12 protein-coding genes are annotated in these 16,964 nt (G+C 67.1%); 3 read left to right on the forward strand and 9 right to left on the reverse strand.

Annotated elements, in window-relative coordinates:
• Positions 1-128 precede the first annotated feature (128 nt).
• Complete coding sequence (locus AC25M7_RS10925) at positions 129-1,736, forward strand: methyl-accepting chemotaxis protein (RefSeq protein ID WP_247284572.1); 1,608 nt, start codon at positions 129-131, stop codon at positions 1,734-1,736.
• Positions 1,737-1,775: 39 nt separating this feature from the next.
• Here the strand turns inward: AC25M7_RS10925 and AC25M7_RS10930 are convergent, their stop codons facing one another.
• Entirely contained in the window at positions 1,776-3,107 is a 1,332-nt protein-coding gene (locus AC25M7_RS10930) for a serine hydrolase domain-containing protein (RefSeq protein ID WP_062362350.1), read from the reverse strand.
• Positions 3,108-3,228: 121 nt separating this feature from the next.
• On the opposite strand from AC25M7_RS10930, the gene AC25M7_RS10935 reads away from it, so the two are divergent.
• Positions 3,229-4,125 (forward strand): LysR substrate-binding domain-containing protein, encoded by an 897-nt coding sequence (locus AC25M7_RS10935; RefSeq protein ID WP_028688859.1) that lies wholly within the window; start codon positions 3,229-3,231, stop codon positions 4,123-4,125.
• 80 nt (positions 4,126-4,205) lie between these two features.
• On the opposite strand, the gene AC25M7_RS10940 is transcribed toward AC25M7_RS10935, so the two are convergent.
• From AC25M7_RS10940 to AC25M7_RS10975, 8 genes are all read right to left on the reverse strand, one after another.
• Entirely contained in the window at positions 4,206-6,443 is a 2,238-nt protein-coding gene (locus AC25M7_RS10940) for a TonB-dependent receptor (RefSeq protein ID WP_486971039.1), read from the reverse strand.
• Between the two features lie 318 nt (positions 6,444-6,761).
• Entirely contained in the window at positions 6,762-7,724 is a 963-nt protein-coding gene (locus tag AC25M7_RS10945; RefSeq protein ID WP_486971040.1) for a siderophore ABC transporter substrate-binding protein, read from the reverse strand.
• On the reverse strand, positions 7,721-8,503 hold the full coding sequence (locus tag AC25M7_RS10950; protein WP_028688862.1) for an iron ABC transporter ATP-binding protein: 783 nt from the start codon (positions 8,501-8,503) through the stop codon (positions 7,721-7,723). The genes AC25M7_RS10945 and AC25M7_RS10950 overlap by 4 nt, the downstream gene beginning before the upstream one ends.
• The gene (locus AC25M7_RS10955; RefSeq protein WP_084942325.1) at positions 8,500-9,435 is read right to left on the reverse strand and encodes an iron chelate uptake ABC transporter family permease subunit; all 936 of its coding nucleotides are present in this window, start codon (positions 9,433-9,435) and stop codon (positions 8,500-8,502) included. Before AC25M7_RS10955 ends, AC25M7_RS10950 begins: the two co-directional genes overlap by 4 nt.
• Entirely contained in the window at positions 9,435-10,379 is a 945-nt protein-coding gene (locus AC25M7_RS10960; protein WP_425048893.1) for an ABC transporter permease, read from the reverse strand. Before AC25M7_RS10960 ends, AC25M7_RS10955 begins: the two co-directional genes overlap by 1 nt.
• Entirely contained in the window at positions 10,376-12,145 is a 1,770-nt protein-coding gene (locus tag AC25M7_RS10965) for an ABC transporter ATP-binding protein (RefSeq protein WP_486971041.1), read from the reverse strand. Before AC25M7_RS10965 ends, AC25M7_RS10960 begins: the two co-directional genes overlap by 4 nt.
• Positions 12,146-12,147: 2 nt before the next feature.
• Complete coding sequence (locus tag AC25M7_RS10970; RefSeq protein ID WP_486971042.1) at positions 12,148-13,932, reverse strand: ABC transporter ATP-binding protein; 1,785 nt, start codon at positions 13,930-13,932, stop codon at positions 12,148-12,150.
• Between the two features lie 120 nt (positions 13,933-14,052).
• Positions 14,053-14,568: a sigma-70 family RNA polymerase sigma factor gene (locus tag AC25M7_RS10975; protein ID WP_486971043.1), complete on the reverse strand. Its 516-nt coding sequence runs from the start codon at positions 14,566-14,568 to the stop codon at positions 14,053-14,055.
• Between the two features lie 218 nt (positions 14,569-14,786).
• Between AC25M7_RS10975 and AC25M7_RS10980 the strand changes: the two genes are divergently transcribed.
• Positions 14,787-16,886, forward strand: coding sequence for a condensation domain-containing protein (locus tag AC25M7_RS10980; protein ID WP_486971044.1), 2,100 nt, complete (start codon positions 14,787-14,789; stop codon positions 16,884-16,886).
• The last annotated feature ends 78 nt before the right edge of the window (positions 16,887-16,964 follow it).

Genomic DNA, 16,964 nt, shown 5'->3' on the forward strand with positions numbered 1-16,964 from the left:
AAGTCCAGGAGATTCTGAAACCATGACATGAGCCTACTGCCTACCCGCCTCCACAGACCTGTTCCGGCCGCCGAAATACCTCCAACCATCTATGCTCTCCTGACCTACCCCACGGAGCCTGTTCGAAAATGGACATTCGCCAGAAAACCATCGGGTTCGGTCTGGTCAGCATCCTCGCCGCGCTGTTGCTCGGCGGTAGCGGCCTGCTCGCCGAGCATGACCAGAACCAGGCACTCAAGCGCAGCGAGGCCAGCATGGCCGCCCTACGCAATCACATGGAAGGCGACATGATGCACGACGCGCTGCGCGCCGACGTGCTGGCCGCCCTGCTGGTCAAGCCGGGCGACACGGACACCGCCAACCAGGTGCTGGCCGACCTCGACGAGCACGCCAAATGGTTCCGCAGTGTCGTGCAGAGCAACCTCGAACTGCCTCTGGATAGCGACCTGCACCAGGCTATCAGCGAGCTGGGCCCCCTCCTCGACCACTATATCGCCAGTGCCACCTCAATCATCCAGCTGGCCTTGCAGTCACCCGAGCAGGCCCAGGCGCAGTTGCCGGCCTTCGTCGCGGCGTTCAAGGAGCTGGAGCAGCGCAACAGCACCCTCAGCGACCTGATCGCCGGCAACGCCGACAAGAGCCGCGAGCAGAGCACCGCCACTCTGCACCAGGGCGTCGCCGTGCTGGTCGGCGGGATGGTCCTGGCCGCCGTGGTGCTGGCGCTGTGCACTTTCCTGCTGTTGCGCTCGATCCTGCGCCCCTTGAGCCAGACCATGGCGGTAGCCGAACGCATCGCCCAAGGCGACCTCACCACCCAGATCCAGGTCCATGACCGCGACGAGACCGGGCACCTGCTGCGCTCGTTGGCCGACATGCGCGACAGCCTGGGCAACATGATCAAGGCCATCCATGAAGAGAACTTGCTGCTGCGTGACGTGGCCGATGAACTGGGCCAGGCTTCCAGCAGCCTCGTACAACGCACCAGCCAGCAGTCCGACAGCGCCGTGAGCATGGCCTCGGCCACCGAGCAGATGATCGCCAACCTGGCGCGGATCGCCGACCACGCCCGCGATGCGCAGGCTATCTCCGGGCAGTCCGAGCGCCTGGCTAGCGACGGCGGCGAGGTCATCCTCAACGTGGTCGGCGGCATGCAGGGGATCGACGAAGCGGTCAACCGCTCCTCTGAAACCATCACCGTGCTGGGGCAAAGCTCGGAAGAAATCCACTCGATCATCCAGGTGATCAACACCATCGCCGAGCAGACCAACCTGCTGGCTTTGAACGCGGCCATCGAAGCCGCCCGTGCCGGCGAGGCCGGGCGCGGCTTTGCCGTGGTCGCCGACGAAGTACGCGGCTTGGCCGGGCGCACGGCGCAGTCGACCCGAGAGATCACCGGCATGATCGAACGCATCCGACAAAGCACGGGCAACGCCGTCGACAGCATGCAGACTGGCGTCACCCGGGTCCGCGCCGGCGTGGAGCTGGCCACCCAGGCGGGGGCGTCGATCCAACAGATTCGTGAAGGCGCCCGCCGCGCCGCGTCGGTTGTCGAGGAAATCTCGCAGACCATCGGCGAGCAGACCCGGGCCAGCCAGGATGTCGCGCAACAGGTCGAGCTGATCGCCCGCATGTCCAGGGACAGCACCGACACCACGCGGCAGCTGGCGTCGGCGGCGCAGCGCCTGGGCGAAATCGCCCAGGGCATGCAGGCGAGCGTGTCGCGGTTTCGCGTGTGACTGGGCAGGCGCTTGCCGGCGCCCTGCCCTCGCCCGCTGCTACTGGCTCAGCGCCTTGGCCACTGCGTTGACGAACACCGCCTGCTCGTCATACAGCGAGCCGGGGCTCTCGGCGTTCTTCCAGGTCGACCACTGCACCACCACCAGATGCTCCGCCGGGTTGATGGCGATGCTCTGGCCGAAGATGCCCAGAGCCCAAAAGGTCTTGTCGCTGTTGGCGGTGCGCTTGGGCTCGGCATCGCTGTCCGGGGCCGGGGCGTTGTACCACCACTGGTAGCCGTACTGGCCGTTGGGCGCTGCGGCCGTCACCGATCCCTTGGCTTGGGTCCAGTGGGTCGAACGTGCTACCCAGTCGTCCGGGAGCAGCTTTTCGCCATCCGGCAGCTGGCCGCCGCTCTGCACAAACTGGCCGAAGCGCCCCCAGTCGCGCAGCGTGGCATTGAAACCGTGGCCGCCCATGTCCACCTTGCCCGGCACCAGGGCGTGCCAGACGCCCGCCTGTTGCATGCCGTAGCGGCTCCACACCCGAGTTTGCAGATACTCGGCGATGGTCATGCCGGTGGCATTCTCCAACACCCGACCGACCAGCCAGGCGCCACCGGTGTTGTACGACCAGACCTCACCCGGCTTGACCCCGGGCTTGCGCTTGACCGACCTCACCAGTTCGAGCACGCAGTGATAGGGATCAGCAGTGGCCTCGCACTGGGTCATGTGCGAAAAGTCCGAATCCTTGGAGGCGTAGTTCTCGTCCCAGATTACTCCCGAGGTGTGTTGCAACAGCTGGTGCAAGGTCACGTCCTGCCATTCGGAACCCTCCAGTTCCGGAACGTAGCGGCTGATCCTGTCGTCCAGCGACTGGATCTTGCCTTCCTTGACGGCGATGCCAACCAGCACGCTGACCACCGACTTGGCCACCGATCGGGACGTCCACAAGGTCTGTGGCGTGTTGCCCTTGCCGTAGTATTCGTAGGCGATCTTGCCGTCCTTGAGCACCAGCAGGCCGGTCACACTCTGGTTGGCCAGGTATTGCGCCAGGTTATGCGTCTTGCCGCCCAACTGATACTGCACGTCGGTCAGCGCGTGGCTGGCCTGCGGCAAGGGAAATGGCGTGGCGCCGTTCGGGGCGAAGACATCGCCACCGTAGAGGCGGTAAGTGTTGCGAAAGCCCACGACCCGGGTGGCCTGGTCCCAGGTGAGCATATCCCTGGCAGCCGGCAGCACCTTGTCGAAGGGCTGCGGGCAGGGTTCAAGCCCTGGCACGCCGCAGGCCCCCTTGTTGTCGGCCGCCTGCGCCGCACCCGCCAGGGCGGCGAGCGTCAGGGCCAGGATGGAAAGACCGTTGAACGACTTCTTTATTGTTGTTGGCCGCATCGGAGGGCTCCTCGTAAAGCGCGGAAATACGCCGCCCCGAGTGTCGGCAACTTGAACGGGCGGGAAAAGCACAATAAATTTGCCTTCACTATTAAAAAAACTAACAGCCAGGAGCGTGCCCATGGCCGAAGACCGCCTGCCCCCGCTCAACGCCGTGCGTGCTTTCGAGGCCGCCGCCCGCCTGGGTAGCTATGTCGCCGCCTCCCAGGCGTTGCACGTGACCCAGCCGGCGATCGGTCGGCATGTAAAGAACCTCGAGGCCTGGCTGGGCGTGCGCCTGCTCGAGCGCTCCCCCCGCGGCGTGAGCCTCACCCTGCCCGGCGCCCATTACTACAAGGCCGCAGCCGAAGCACTGCAGATCCTCGCTGATGCCGGTGCGCGCCTGGCACAACGGGGAGACGAGCGCTGGCTACGGATCCTCTGCGTGCCGGCGTTCGCCTCGCGCTGGCTGACACCGCGCATCGACGCCCTGCGTAGCCTGCGCCCGGACCTGAGGATCGCCATCGAGCCTAATGCCACCTTTACCAGCGTGGATGCGCGCCAGGCGGACCTGGGCATCGCCTTCGGTCTGCCGGGTGAGCTGAGCGGGGTACGCGAGGTGTTGATCCGCCCGAAGGTGTTCGCCGTCTGCGCGCCGAGCTACCTCGCGCAGTTGCCTGCGAGACTAAGCGCTGCGAACTTGCCCGGATGCAGGCTGATCCATGTCGATGACGGCACCTGGTGGAACAGCTGGTTCGCCGCCAATGGCCTGAGGGTGCGGGTCAAGGCCGACACTTCGCATATCAGCAACGATATCGTGCTGAACCTGGCCCAACGCGGTCACGGCGTTGCCCTGGCCACCGAGGTACTGGTGGGGCGTGAGCTGCGCGAAGGCAGCCTGGTGCGCTGCGTGGAACAAGCCGTGGCGCTGGAAAGCTACCAGTTGCTGACGCCAGCGCAGCCGCCGAGTGCCGATGCGTTGTGGTTCATGGGTTGGTTGGGTGACAGCCTGCGTGAGGCATATCCGGACGCGGTGTGAATCTGGCACCGGCTGGCCGGTGATCAGGGGGCAAGTCGCATTGGTGCACCATCCCTCCCACGCAGCCAGCGCTGGTTTGGCTAGAAGTCCACCGAGGTAGAGAACATCACCGACCGCGGCGTGCCCAGCCCACCGGACAGGCCACTGCCATCGCCGCCATTCCACGAACCGATCCAGTAGGCCTTGTTGGCCACGTTCTGCACGGTGGCGCGGAAGGTCACCGGCTTGTCCGAGATCTTCAGGCTGTAGCGGGCGCCCAGGTCGAAGATCGTGTAGGACGGCAGCGACAGGTTGTTGGCATCGGTGGCGTAGCGCCGGCCGGCATAGTTGGCGTTGCCGATCAGGGTCAAGCCCGGAAGCTCACGCAGGTCGTACTCGACGCCGAGCTTGGCCAGCACCTTGGGCACGCCCGTGGCCTGGTTGCCTTCGTTCTCCTTGCGTATCGATTTCGTCAGCTCGGCCTTGGTGTAGGACGCTCCGCCCAGCAGGCGCAGCCCCGGCTCGATCTCGCCGAAGAACGACCATTCCAGGCCACGGTTGCGCTGCTCGCCGTACACGCCGTAGACCTGCGTGACCGGGTCGGTATAGGCGCTTGGTTTCTTCACCTGATAGACACTGACCGTGTGCGCGAAGGTGCCCAGGTCGAGCTTGGCGCCCAGTTCGTACTGCTTGGTCTGGTACGGCGCCATGATCGCACCCGCGTTTCGCGCGTTGTCCGGCGCGATACCGCCCTGGCTCAGGCCTTCGATGTAGTTGCCGTACAGCGACAGCTCGTCGGTGACCTTGACCAGCAGGGCCGTGGCCGGCGATACCCGGCTTTCATCGTAGGGCTTGGAGGTGCGCTGGTGGTTGCCGTTGTAGTTCGACGCGCGCACGTTCTGGTGGCGTGCACCGACGGTCCACTGCACCTTGTCATCGAGGAACGACAGGGTGTCGAGCAAGGCTTCGCTGCTCAGCCGGGCACGCATGCGCGAGGTGACGTTGCCGTACTCGCCGATCTCCGGGCGCGGGCCGTAGTCCAGGTTGTAGTAGTTGGTGCGGATGGTCGACGACAGGCGCTTGTCCTTGAAGCTGTTCTCGGAGTCGTAGCGGGTGGCCGCCAGCGACCAGGCGTGATCCACGGGCCCGGTGGCGAAACGCCCGCGCAGGCCGACTTCGCCGGATTTCTGCTCGCCATCGCGGGCCGAGCGGATCGGCGTGGCGGAGATGTCGCCGGCATCATTGAGCAGCATGCCGCTGGTCATCAGCGCGTTGTAGCCCCCTTCCCTGTGGCCCCAGCCGGCGAATGCGGTGAGCGAGTCGTTGAGGTCGTACTCGCCGCGCAGCACCACGGTGTCGGTGTCGTTGACGGTATAGCCCCACTCCGGGGCCAGCGAATGATCGCCCTTCTTGGCCTTGGGCAGGTGGGTCACCCCGGGGCTGATCGAGGAGATGCCGAAATAGTTGACCCCGTCCATGCGCTCGCGCTGGTGGTAGTAGTCCAGCGACGCCCTCGCCCGCTCGCCGCGCCAGTCCAGGGCCAGCGACGACAGCTGCATGCGGTGCTGCTGGTCGTCCACGGGGGTGTCGCCGTCGCGGTAGACGCCGTTGAAGCGCACGCCGAACTGCTTCTGGTCGCCGAAGCGGCGGCCGATATCGGCATGCATGCCGGCCAGGCCATCGGACTCGTACGAGGCGGTCAGCCGGGCCAGGGGCTCGTCGCCGGCACGCTTGGGCACGATGTTGATGCTGCCACCGACGCTGCCGTCAGGCGGCATGCCGTTGAGCAGCGCCGATGGGCCCTTGAGCACTTCGATGCGCTCGGCGAGCTCGGTGGAGCCGCGCATGTTCGGCGCCATGCTCGGCAGGCCGTTGAAGGTGATGTCGTTGCCGGTGCTGTAGAGGCCTCGGATGAAGAAGGTCTCGAAGATGCCGCGCTTGCTCGGCACGTACACCGACGGATCGGTGGCGCCGATCACCGAGCCGATGTCCTGGGCCTGGCGGTTCTCGATGTATTCCTTGGTGTAGCTGATGGCGTTGAACGGCGTTTCGCTGAAGTCCTTGTTGCCCATCAGCCCGAGCCGGCTGCCCGAACCGACCTGGCCACCGGCATATTCCGGTGGTGGAGCGCCCAGCGAATCACGGGTGTCCTGTACCAACGTTTCCGGCAGGGTCAGGCCCTCCTCCTTCACATCGGGGGTCTGTTGCTGCGCCGAGGTGCTGGAACGTGGCGGTTGCGCGAAGGCGTTGCCGGCGATGGCGGCCATGCCCAGCAGTACGGCCATGAACAAGGCCCTGCGGGGCAGGTTCGGGGCCTGGGGATGTTGCAGTGGAGGCATGAGGGATTCCTTTCGGGACGAAATGGTAATGTTTCTCATTAGTCATTCCGTACGAGTCGGCGAATCCCTCAACAGAAATTACAGTCATTTGGCCACTATCGGCTGAGCAACCCATTTCGTGTAGGAGATCGGCCAGCCCTTTGGGGCTTCGCTGTCTTGCAGGGAACTGCTGTCTCTGTGGGAGCGGCCTTGCGTCGCGAAAGGGCTGCGCAGCAGCCCCAGCAATTTTGATGGTGTTTCGGAATCTGGGGCCGCTGCGCGCCCCTTTCGCGACGCAAGGCCGCTCCCACAGGAATTACGTATGACCTGAATGCAGGATTAGCCCTGATACCCCTTCACCACCTCGTCCGCCACCCGCTCCAGGCAGGTCACGCTGGCGGTGCACAGGTACCAGGTCTGTGGATCGACGAACACCACATGGCCGTTCTTCCACGCCTTGGTCTGGCGCAGCAGCGGGTTGTCCAGGGTCTCGCGGTCCAGCGCGGCCCGGCGCTCCATCACTGCGGTGCGGTCGATCACGTAGAGGATGTCAGGGTCGGCCTGGTGAATGAACTCGTTGGAAATCGGCTGCCCGTGCAGGCCTGCCTGCATGTCGTCACTGGCCGGCTTGACCCCGAGGGTGTCGAAGATGAAGCCGTAGCGCGAGCGCACGCCATAGGCGGTGAACGCGCCGTTGTTGTGCAGCACCACCAGCGCCTTCTCCGGGCGCCCGTCGGTCACCTGGCGCACCTGGGCCACCTTGGCGTCGATGCGCTCGGCGGTTTCCCGGGCCCGGTCTTCCTTGCCGAGGATCCGTCCGACGGTCAGCAGGTGCTGCTTGGCGGTGTCGATGACGTTGCCCTGGCGGTTGTCCATGTCGATGTCGTAGTGCACCGTCGGGGCGATCTGGCTCAGTTCCGGGTAGCTCTGCGCCTGCAGCGGCGAGATCAGGATCAGGTCGGGCTTGAGCGCATGCAGGCGCTCGAGGTTGGGCTGGATGGTGGTGCCGACATCGGCCACCTTGGGGTCGTCGCGGTACTTGGCCAGGAAGCCCGCCACATAGTCCTTGGCGATGCCGATCACCGGCGCGCCGAGCTGATCGAGGGTGTCCAGCTCGCTCATGTCGAAGGCCACCACGCGCTGCGGCTGGTGTTCGACCAGCGTGGTGCCCAGGGCGTGCTCGACCTTCACCGGGGCGTAGTCGGCGCTGGCGGCGCGCGCCTGGGCCGGCGGGGCCTGGTCGCAGCCGGGCAGCGCGGCCGCCACGGCGGCGGCCAGCAGTATCTTGCAGATTCCGTTCATACCAGCTCTCTCGATAGTGATGGGTTGAAGTAGTTGCAGACGAAACCGTGCGCGCTGGGCAGGATCTCGAAGGCCAGGCCGAACAGCGCGCGCAGGTTGGCCTGGGTGACCACCTCGGCGACCGGCCCGTGGCTGTGCACGGCGCCGCCTTTCATGGCGACGATGTGGTCGGAATAGTTGGCGGCGAAGTTGATGTCGTGCACCACCAGGATCACCGTGCGCCCCTGCTCGTCGCAGAGCCTGCGGATCGCCTGCATGATCTGCACCGCGTGCTTCATGTCGAGGTTGTTCAGCGGCTCGTCGAGCAGCAGCAGCTCGGTGCGCTGGGCGATGGTCATGGCCAGGAAGGCCATTTGCCGCTGGCCGCCGCTGAGTTCGTCGAGGTAAGCCCCGCGCAGAGGCTGCAGCCCCAGGAAATCCAGTGACTCGTCGATCACCTGCTGGTCGTCGGCCGTCAGCAGGCCACGGCTGTAGGGGAAGCGGCCGAAGGCGACCAGTTCCTCGACGGTCAGGCGCAGGTTGAAGTCCAGCACCTGGCGCAGGGTGGCCACGCGGCGGGCGTAGTCGGCGATGGCTATGCGGTCGATGTCCTGGCCGTCGAGCAGGATCCGCCCGCGATTGGCCGGCAACAGCCGGGCGATGCACATCAGCAGGGTGCTCTTGCCGGCGCCGTTGGGGCCGATCAACGAGGTGACCTGGCCGGCGGGAAACGCCAGGCTCACGTCATCGAGCACGGTCTTCTCGCCGTAGGCCTTGTGCAGGTGTTCGAGGGTGATCATGGGGTGCCTCGGGTTCGGACCATCAACGCGAGGAAGTACGCGCCGCACACCAGGTTGACGAGGATGCTGACGCTGGTCCGGTAGTTGAACAGGTGCTCGACCAGCAGTTGGGCGAGCAGGAACATGCCGATGGCCACGGCGCAGGCCAGTGGCAGGGTGACCTGGTGCCGGGCGCTGCGCGCCAGGGCGTAGGCGATGTTGGCGACGAACACACCCATGAACGCGGTCGGCCCCACCAGGCTGGTGGACACCGCCACCAGCACGGCGATCAGCGCCATCTGCAGGCGCAGGCAGCGGCCATGGTCCAGGCCCAGGGCGATGGCCTGGTCGCGCCCCAGCGCCAGCACGTCGAGGACCCGCGTGCCGCGCGCCACCAGCAGCGCCACCGCCGCCACCAGCAGGCCCGAGTACAGCACCTGGGTCGGCTGGGCGCGGTTGAAGCTGGTGTAGCCCAGGCTCTGCAGGATGGAGAACTCCCCCGGGCTGGTCTTGAGCTGGATGAACTGGGTGAAGGTGCCCAGCACCATGGTCAGCACCAGCCCCAGCAGCAACAGGCGGTAGACATCACCCCGCCCCTCGCGCAGCAGCCAGCGCTGCAGCAGCCACGAGTAGCCAAGCATCAGCGCGATCGACAGCAGCGCGTTGCCCTGGGCGCCCAGCAGCGCCACGCTGGCGGTGCCCAGCCACAGCACCAGCAGGGCCTGGAACAGCAGGTAGATGCCTTCGTAGCCCATGATCGCCGGGGTCAGCACGCGGTTGCCGGCCAGGGTCTGGAAGATCACCGAGGACAAGGCGATGCACACCCCTGCCACGATTATCGCGCCCAGGCGCACCAGGCGCTTGGGGATCACGTAGCTGAAGTCCAGGCCCGAACCCAGCAACAGGAACGCCAGCGCCAGGGCCGGCAGCAACAACCAGGCGGCGCGGCGCATCATTTGCACTTCCACAGGATCAGCAACAGGAACAGCACGCCGCCGACACCGCCGGCGGTCAGGCCAATGGGTACCTCGTAGGGATGGATCAGCAGCCGGCCGAGGATGTCGCAGGCCAGCAGCAGCGCCGCGCCGCACATGGCAACGATGGGCAGGGTGCGCTTGAGGTGCTCGCCGTAGCGCAGCGCCACCAGGTTCGGCACCACCAGGCCGACGAAGGGGATCGCGCCCACGGTGATCACCGTGGCCGATACGGTCACCGCCACCAGCACCAGGCCGAGGATGGCGGTGGCCGCGTAGTTGAGCCCGAGGCTGGTGGCCATGCCCTGGCCCATGCCGAGCACGGTGAAACGCTGGGCGTACAGGTAGGTGATCACGACGATCGGCAGGATCAGGTAGATGATCTCGTAGTTGCCCTCGATCACCCGCGAGAAGTCGCCCAGCAGCCAGCCCTGCATGCTCTGCAGGATGTTGTGGCGGTAGGCGTAGAATTCGGCGATGGCGCTGAGCAGGCTACCGTACATCAGGCCGATCACCGGCACCAGCACCAGGTTGGTGAAGCGGATGCGGCGGATGATCGCCACATACACCAGGCTTGCCAGCAGGCAGAACACCAGGGCGAACAGCATGCGTCCGCTGGCCCCGGCTCCGGGCAGCACGGTCAGGGCCACCAGGATGCCCAGCTTGGCCGCGTCGAGTCCGCCGCAGGTGGCCGGCTCGACGAAGCGGTTGCGCACGATCTGCTGCAGGATCACCCCGCAGATCGACAGGCCGACCCCGGTCAGCACCAGCGCCGCCAGGCGTGGCAGGCGGCTGGCGGTGAGGGTCAGCCAGGCATCGTCACTGGCCGACCACAAGGCCGACCAGGACATCTGGCTGGCCCCGACCATCAGTGAAACGCCACACAGCAGCAACAACAGCGTTGGCAGTAGCACCCGACTCAAGCGGTCACTCCATCGCCTGCCACCTCGCCGATGCGCCAGCCCTTGGCGGCCCGACGCTGCTCGAGGAAGTGCGCGTACAGCCCACCCTTGGCAGCCAACTGGGCATGGGCGCCCTGCTCGCGGATGCGCCCTTGGTCGAGCACCACGATCTGGTCGGCCATGGCCACCGTCGACAGCTGGTGGGCAATGACGATCAGCGTGCGCTTGCCGCGCAGCCGTGCCAGTGCCTCGGCGATGGCCGCCTGGTTCTCGGCGTCCAGCGCCGCGGTGGCCTCGTCGATCAGCAGGATCGGCGCGTCCTTGATCAACGCACGGGCGATCGAGATACGCTGGCGTTCACCGCCGGACAGCCGTGCACCGCCCTCGCCCACCGGCGTGTGCAAACCTTCGGGCAGGCGTTCGAGGATCTCCTGCACCCCGGCCAGCCGCGCCGCCTCGAGCACCTCGGCCTCGCTGGCGTCAGGTTTGCCGAGGCGGATGTTGTCGGCGATGCTGCCCTGGAACAGGTAGGCGTCCTGGAAGATCTGGCTGATCTGCCCGGCCAACTGCTCGGCGGACATCTGCCGCACATCCACCCCGCCAACCTTGACCCGGCCCTGGGTGACATCGAAGAAGCGCGCGATAAGGCGTACCAGGGTGGTCTTGCCCGACCCCGACGCGCCGACCAGCGCGGTCATGCTGCCGGGCGCGATATCCAGGCTGACCTCGCGCAGCACTTCGGGTTGATCATCGCCGTAGCGGAAACCGACCTGCTCCAACTGCACCGAACCGTCGACCGGCGCCTGCGGTGCTGCGGGCTCGGGCAGCGGCTCGACGGCCAGCAGCTCGGCCACCGCCTGCAACTGGCCACGGGTGCCGCGCAGCACCTCGCTGTAGCCGGCCACATCCAGCAACGGGTCGATGAAGCGGGTCGCCAGTACCAGCGCGACCAGGGTGGCGATCACCGCCGCGCTGTCGAAGGCGGCACCGGCCTGCTCGCCGAGCCACAGCGTGGCGGTCACCAGCAAGGCGGCGAAGCTGGCCTGCACCGCCCAGACATTGAGCACCGACGACAGCGCCGAAAGCTGGATCAGCTTGCGCGCGGCCTGCTGTTGCTGGGCCACGGCCTGCTCCAGGAAACGCGTGCCGCCCTGCTCGCCATTGAAGGCGCGCAGCACCGACTGCGCCTGGGCGAACTCGACCATGCGCTGGCTGGTCTGTGCGGTGTCACGCTGGTAGCGCTGGTCGGCGCGCTGGCCCAGGCGCATGGTCGCCAGCATCACCAGCGCCAGCAGCGGCAGGCTGACCAGGGCCACCAGGCCCAGGCGCAGGTCGACCAGCAACAGCGCGACGAGGATCACCAGCGGCGTCACCACCCCGGTGAACAGCGGCGTGAACACATGGGCCGGCAGTTGCGCGATCTCCATCATGCCTTGGGTGGTGACGTGGCTCAGGCGCGCGGTGTTGGCGGCGCTGAACCAGCCCACCGGCAGCGTGCCGACATGCTCGCCCAGGCGCTGGCGGCCACCGCGCAGCACCGCGATGCCGACGGCGATGCCGGCCTTTTCCACCCGCCGGCGCAGGTACCAGCACACCACCACGCCCAGGGCCAGCAGGGCCAGCCACTGGCCGGCGGCTCCCAGCTGGTTGCCCAGCAGGTGGCGCAGGATCGGCACCAGGGTGACGATGGTCAGCCCGCAGAGCACGCCATACACCAGCGCCAGGCGCAGGTAGCGGCGCAGGAACACGGCGTCGGCGCCGAGCAGTCGAACGAAAATCCCCAGCATGATCAGTGCTCCTCCACCTGCGCGGTCGCCCGCGCCTTCGCATAACCCCCGGCAGCCCACAAGCGGGCGTACAGGCCGCGCCGAGCCAGCAGTTCGTCGTGATTGCCGCGCTCGGCGACCGTGCCCTGGTCCAGCACCAGGATCTGGTCGGCATGCATGACCGTGTCCAGGCGGTGGGCGATCACCAGCAGCGTGCGGCCCTGGGCGAAGCGCGACAGTGCCTGTTGCAGCTTGACTTCGTTCTCGGCGTCGGCCGCCGCGGTGGCTTCGTCGAGCACCAGCACCGGCGGGTCGAGCAGCACCGCGCGGGCGATGCTCAGCCGCTGCAGCTCGCCGCCGGAGAACTGCACGTCCTCGCCGATTACCGCGTCGTAGCCTCGCGGTTGGGCAAGGATGCGCTCGTGGATATTGGCGATCCGTGCCGCCGCCTCGATCTGCTCCTGGCTCGCCGAAGGCCGGCCCAGGGCAATGTTCTCTCGCACGCTGGCATGGATCAGGCGCACATCCTGCAGAACGAAGCCGATACGCCGGTACAGCTGGGCGCTGTCGATCTGGCGCAGGTCGACGCCGCCCAGGGTGATGCGCCCGGCGCTGGGGTCGAAGAAGCGCAGCAGCAGGCGCGCCAGGGTCGACTTGCCGGCGCCCGAGGCGCCGACCACCGCGGTCACCGTGCCAGGCTCGAGGGTGAACGACACCTCGCTCAGCACCGGATTGCGCGGGTCGTAGTGATAGCCCAGACCCTGCACTTCGATCCGTGCATCGGCCGGCAGCTTGCCGGCGCCCTGGCCGTCGGTCTCCAGCAGCGGCGTGCGCAGCAGCGTCTGCACGCGCTGGGCGGCGCCGGTGGCGTTGTTCAGGTCGTGGGTGATATAGGCCAGCAACAGCAGCGGCGCGCAGATGCCCGGCGCCACCAGGGCGAACGGCAGCACCTGCACCGGGGTGATCCAGCCCAGGCCGACGAACAGCGTGCCGAACGCCAGCACCACGCCAAGCACCGACACTGGGGCGATCATTGCGTTGGCGTTGGCCATGGCGCTGACCAGCGGCCGGGTGAAGTCGGTGAAGGCCGCGGCGAAGGCGTCCACCGCCTCGCGGTAGCTGCCATGGGCCTTGCGCTGGCCACCGAAGGCCTTGACCACCGGGATGCCGTTGACGAACTCGACCACCGCCTGGTTGATCCGCCCCATGCCGGCACCGAAGGCCTGCATGTTGCGGGCGCTGGCCTGGTGGGCGCGGGCGAAGAACAGGAAGAACAGCGGGAACGGCAGCATCGACACGATCGCCATGCGCCAGTCCATGGCGAACAGGTAGGCGATCGAGGCCAGCACCGCCCCGGCGCTGCGCCCCAGGGTGGTATAGAAGTGCGCGGTGAGGCTGTGCAGGATGCCGATATCGTCCTGCATGGCCTGCTTGACCTCGCCCGAGGCGCGGCTGGTGAACCAGCCCAGCGGCACCCGCGCCAGGCGGCGGATGATCGCCAGGCGCAGCGTGCCGGTGATGTGGTTGTCGGCCAGGTGCGCGACCAGATCGCCCAGCGAGATCAGCGCCATACCGGCGAACAGGCAACCCAGCCCCATGGCGATGACCGGCCAGGCCTGGTCGAGGCCCTGCCCGCCGGCCAGGGCCAGGCGGGCGACTTCGGCGATGGCCGCCAGCGGCGCCAGGGTCAGCATGGCGCCCAGGGCAGCGAGCAGCCCGGCGACGATCAATCGGCCGCGTATCGGTGCAAGCACCGCGGCGACCGGTCCACGGGCGGACGGGTCCGCCACCCCTTGTTCAACACTCATGAATGCTCCTTTTCAGCACGAGGCGCGGGCCGGGCCATTCCAGGGGCGCCCTGCCCGCATGTCCTTCTCAACCTGTTTTCCGCACGAGGCGGGCAAACCCTCAAGAAAATCTGCGCGCCCTCAGGCGCCGCCCAGCCGATAGCGCCTGCAGGTGCGCAGGCCGGCGGCGATGTACTTTTCCACCGAGGACACCGAGACCCGCAGCTCGTCAGCGATGGCGCGGTGGGCCATGCCGTCGAGGCGGCACAGCAACAGGGCCTGGCGCGCCTTGGGCGAGTGCCGCTGCAGGGCCCTGTCGATCGCCCCAAGGGCCTCGATCACCAACGCCCGCGTCTCCTCAGAGGGCACCCACGGCTCGGGCTGCTGGCCATGGTCTTCGAGGTAGCGTGTTTCGCGCTGGCGACGGCGGTACAGGTCGATGACCTTGCCGTTGGCGATCTGCGTGAGGTGGCAGCGCGACTGCTCGGCGCTGGGCACCTGGCCCTTGTTCATCAGGTGCAGGTAGATGTCGTGGGCCAGGTCCGCCGCATCCACCGAGTTGCCGAGCTTGCGCCGCAGCAGGTCGCACAACCAGCCGTGATGATCCTGATACAGCTGGTGCAGCTGCTGATGAAGCGCGAACGTTCCGTTGTCCACGGTACCTCTCCCTGAGCGTGGTGCATTCCAGACGGCTTGCTTTGACGTACGCCAATCTAGATGATAATTATTTGCATCTTTCACACCATAACGAATCCCTTGGATTCACGCAATGCACCCCGGTGGTGCAACCCCTCTGCGCGGCCACTCACCGCGATCCATGGATGGCAGTGAAGGCCGACGCGGGCCTTGAACGATCGAACAGCAGGAAGCTAGCTATGTTGGAACGCAACACCACCCCACCCTCGCCCCAGGCCCTGGACGAACACGAGGAACTCGCCTGGTTCGCCCAGCAGCAGCAACCCGAGCAGCTGCACCGGCAACTGGGCGCCTGGCGCCTTGGCCCCCGGGCCGACCTGTCGCTGCTCGCCCTGGCCGTGCAGGCAGTGGTCGAAGCCACGCCGGGCCTGAACAGCCGCTACCACTTCAGCGACGACGGCGACCTGTACAAGACCCAGGCACCCGGTTGGTACCCGTGCCTGCGCATCGAGCACAGCGCGGCCGAGGGCATGGACGCCCTGCTGCGGGCGCGCCAGGCGGCGCCCTGGGATTCCACCACGCAGCCGCCGTTCGAGGCCCTGTTGCTGGCCGGCGACCAGCAGGCCGCGCTCGGCCTGCTCTGCCATGCGGTGCTGGGCCAGTCGCCGCAAGCCCTGCTCGAGCGCATTCGCGCCGAATACGACGCCCTGGCCGGCGACCAGCCACTGCAGTTCGAGCCGCTGTCCCAGGCGCCCTCGACGGACATCGCGCAACGCATTCTCGACGCGTTCCGCCAAGCCCTGGCGGAGCCTGGCATGACCTTGGAGGATGATTTCTTCGACATGGGCGGCCACTCGCTGCTGGCCACCCGCATCATCGGGCGCCTGCAGGGCGAGCACGGCATCGAACTGCGCTTCAGCGACTTCTTCGCTTCGCCCAGCGCATCGGCGCTCGCTACCCGTGCCAAGCTGAGCCAAGGGCAAGCCAGTCAGGCCAGCGATCAGCCCGGTGATATCCAGCAGGCACCGATGGCCCTGGCCCAGGCGTCGTTGTGGCGCGCCTGCGCGGCGTTCGACTACGGCACCCTGTTCAACCTGCCCTTTGCCCTGGACTTCCATGACCCGGTGGACGAAGCGCTGCTGCAGCAAGCTTTCAGCGACCTGCTGGAGCGCCACGCCAGCCTGCGCACCACCTACCATGGCGAAGGCGACAGCGCCTGCCAGCGCATCGTGCCGCTGGCCGAACTGGGCCGCTACAAGTGGTTCTGGACCAGCGCCGAGAGCACCGGCGCAAGCCTTGCCAGCGAGGCGAAGCACCGCTTCGACCTGGCCCGCGAGCTGCCACTGAGGCTGCGCCTGCTGCGTGACCCGCACAGCGGCCATCAGGTGCTGTCGTTCCTGGTCCACCACATGGCCATCGACGAGTGGTCGCTGAACGTGATCATGGCCGAACTGGCCGAGGCTTACCTGGCCCGCGCCCAGGACCGGGCGCCGCAATGGTCGGCGCCGGCGCGCACCTTCCACGAATTCGCCCTCGCCCAGAGTGCCCAGGGCCCGAACCCGCGCCACCTGGCGTACTGGACCGAACTGCTGCGCGACGCCACCCGCGGTCTTGCCCTGCCCGCTGACGCCACGCTGCTGCCCGCCGACCAGGCGACCACCCGTGCGCGCTGGCTGGAGCTGCGTCCTGAGCCCGGCGTGCTGGAGCAACTCGGCGCCAGTGCCCGGCAGCACCAGTCATCGCTGTTCAGCGTGATCTACACCGCCATCGCCCTGTCGCTGCACAAGCTCGGCAACCTGTCGGACCTGGTAATCGGCACCTCGGCCTCGGGGCGTACGGATCCGGCGTTCTTCGACACCGTTGGGTACTTCACCACCATGGTCGCCCACCGCGTGCAGTTCGTCCCGGAACAGTCGCTGGGCGAGCTGCTGGGCGATGTGACGCGGATGATCAACGACTCTATGGCCTACGCCGACGTGCCCATGGAGACCATCCAGCAGGCGCTGGGCATGACGCCCGCCGAGGGCCTGATGTTCGATGTGTACGTGCAGATCCACGCCAACAATGCCCTCAATGGCGCCCTGCACACGCCCGAGGGCCAGGCCATTCGATACAAGCAGATCGACCCGGACAAGAGCGAGTCGATGTTCGGCCTGCAGTTCGAGATCATGGAGGATGTGTTCGACGGCCAGCGCTCGCTGCGCCTGGTGGTCACCTACCGCAGCGATCGCTACAGCGCCGCCCAGGTCGAGCGCCTGTGCGCGATGATTTCCGCGGCGTTTGGGGTATTTGCCGAGGTGGGGGCTGGCCAACAGGCGCTGGGCGACGTGGCGTTGTAAGCATCACCAGCGTGGGAGCGGGCTTGCCCCGCGATGCAGTACAGCACCGGCTTCGCCGGTGATCGCGGGGCAAGCCCG

This window comes from Pseudomonas sp. P106(2024) (assembly GCF_057480815.1).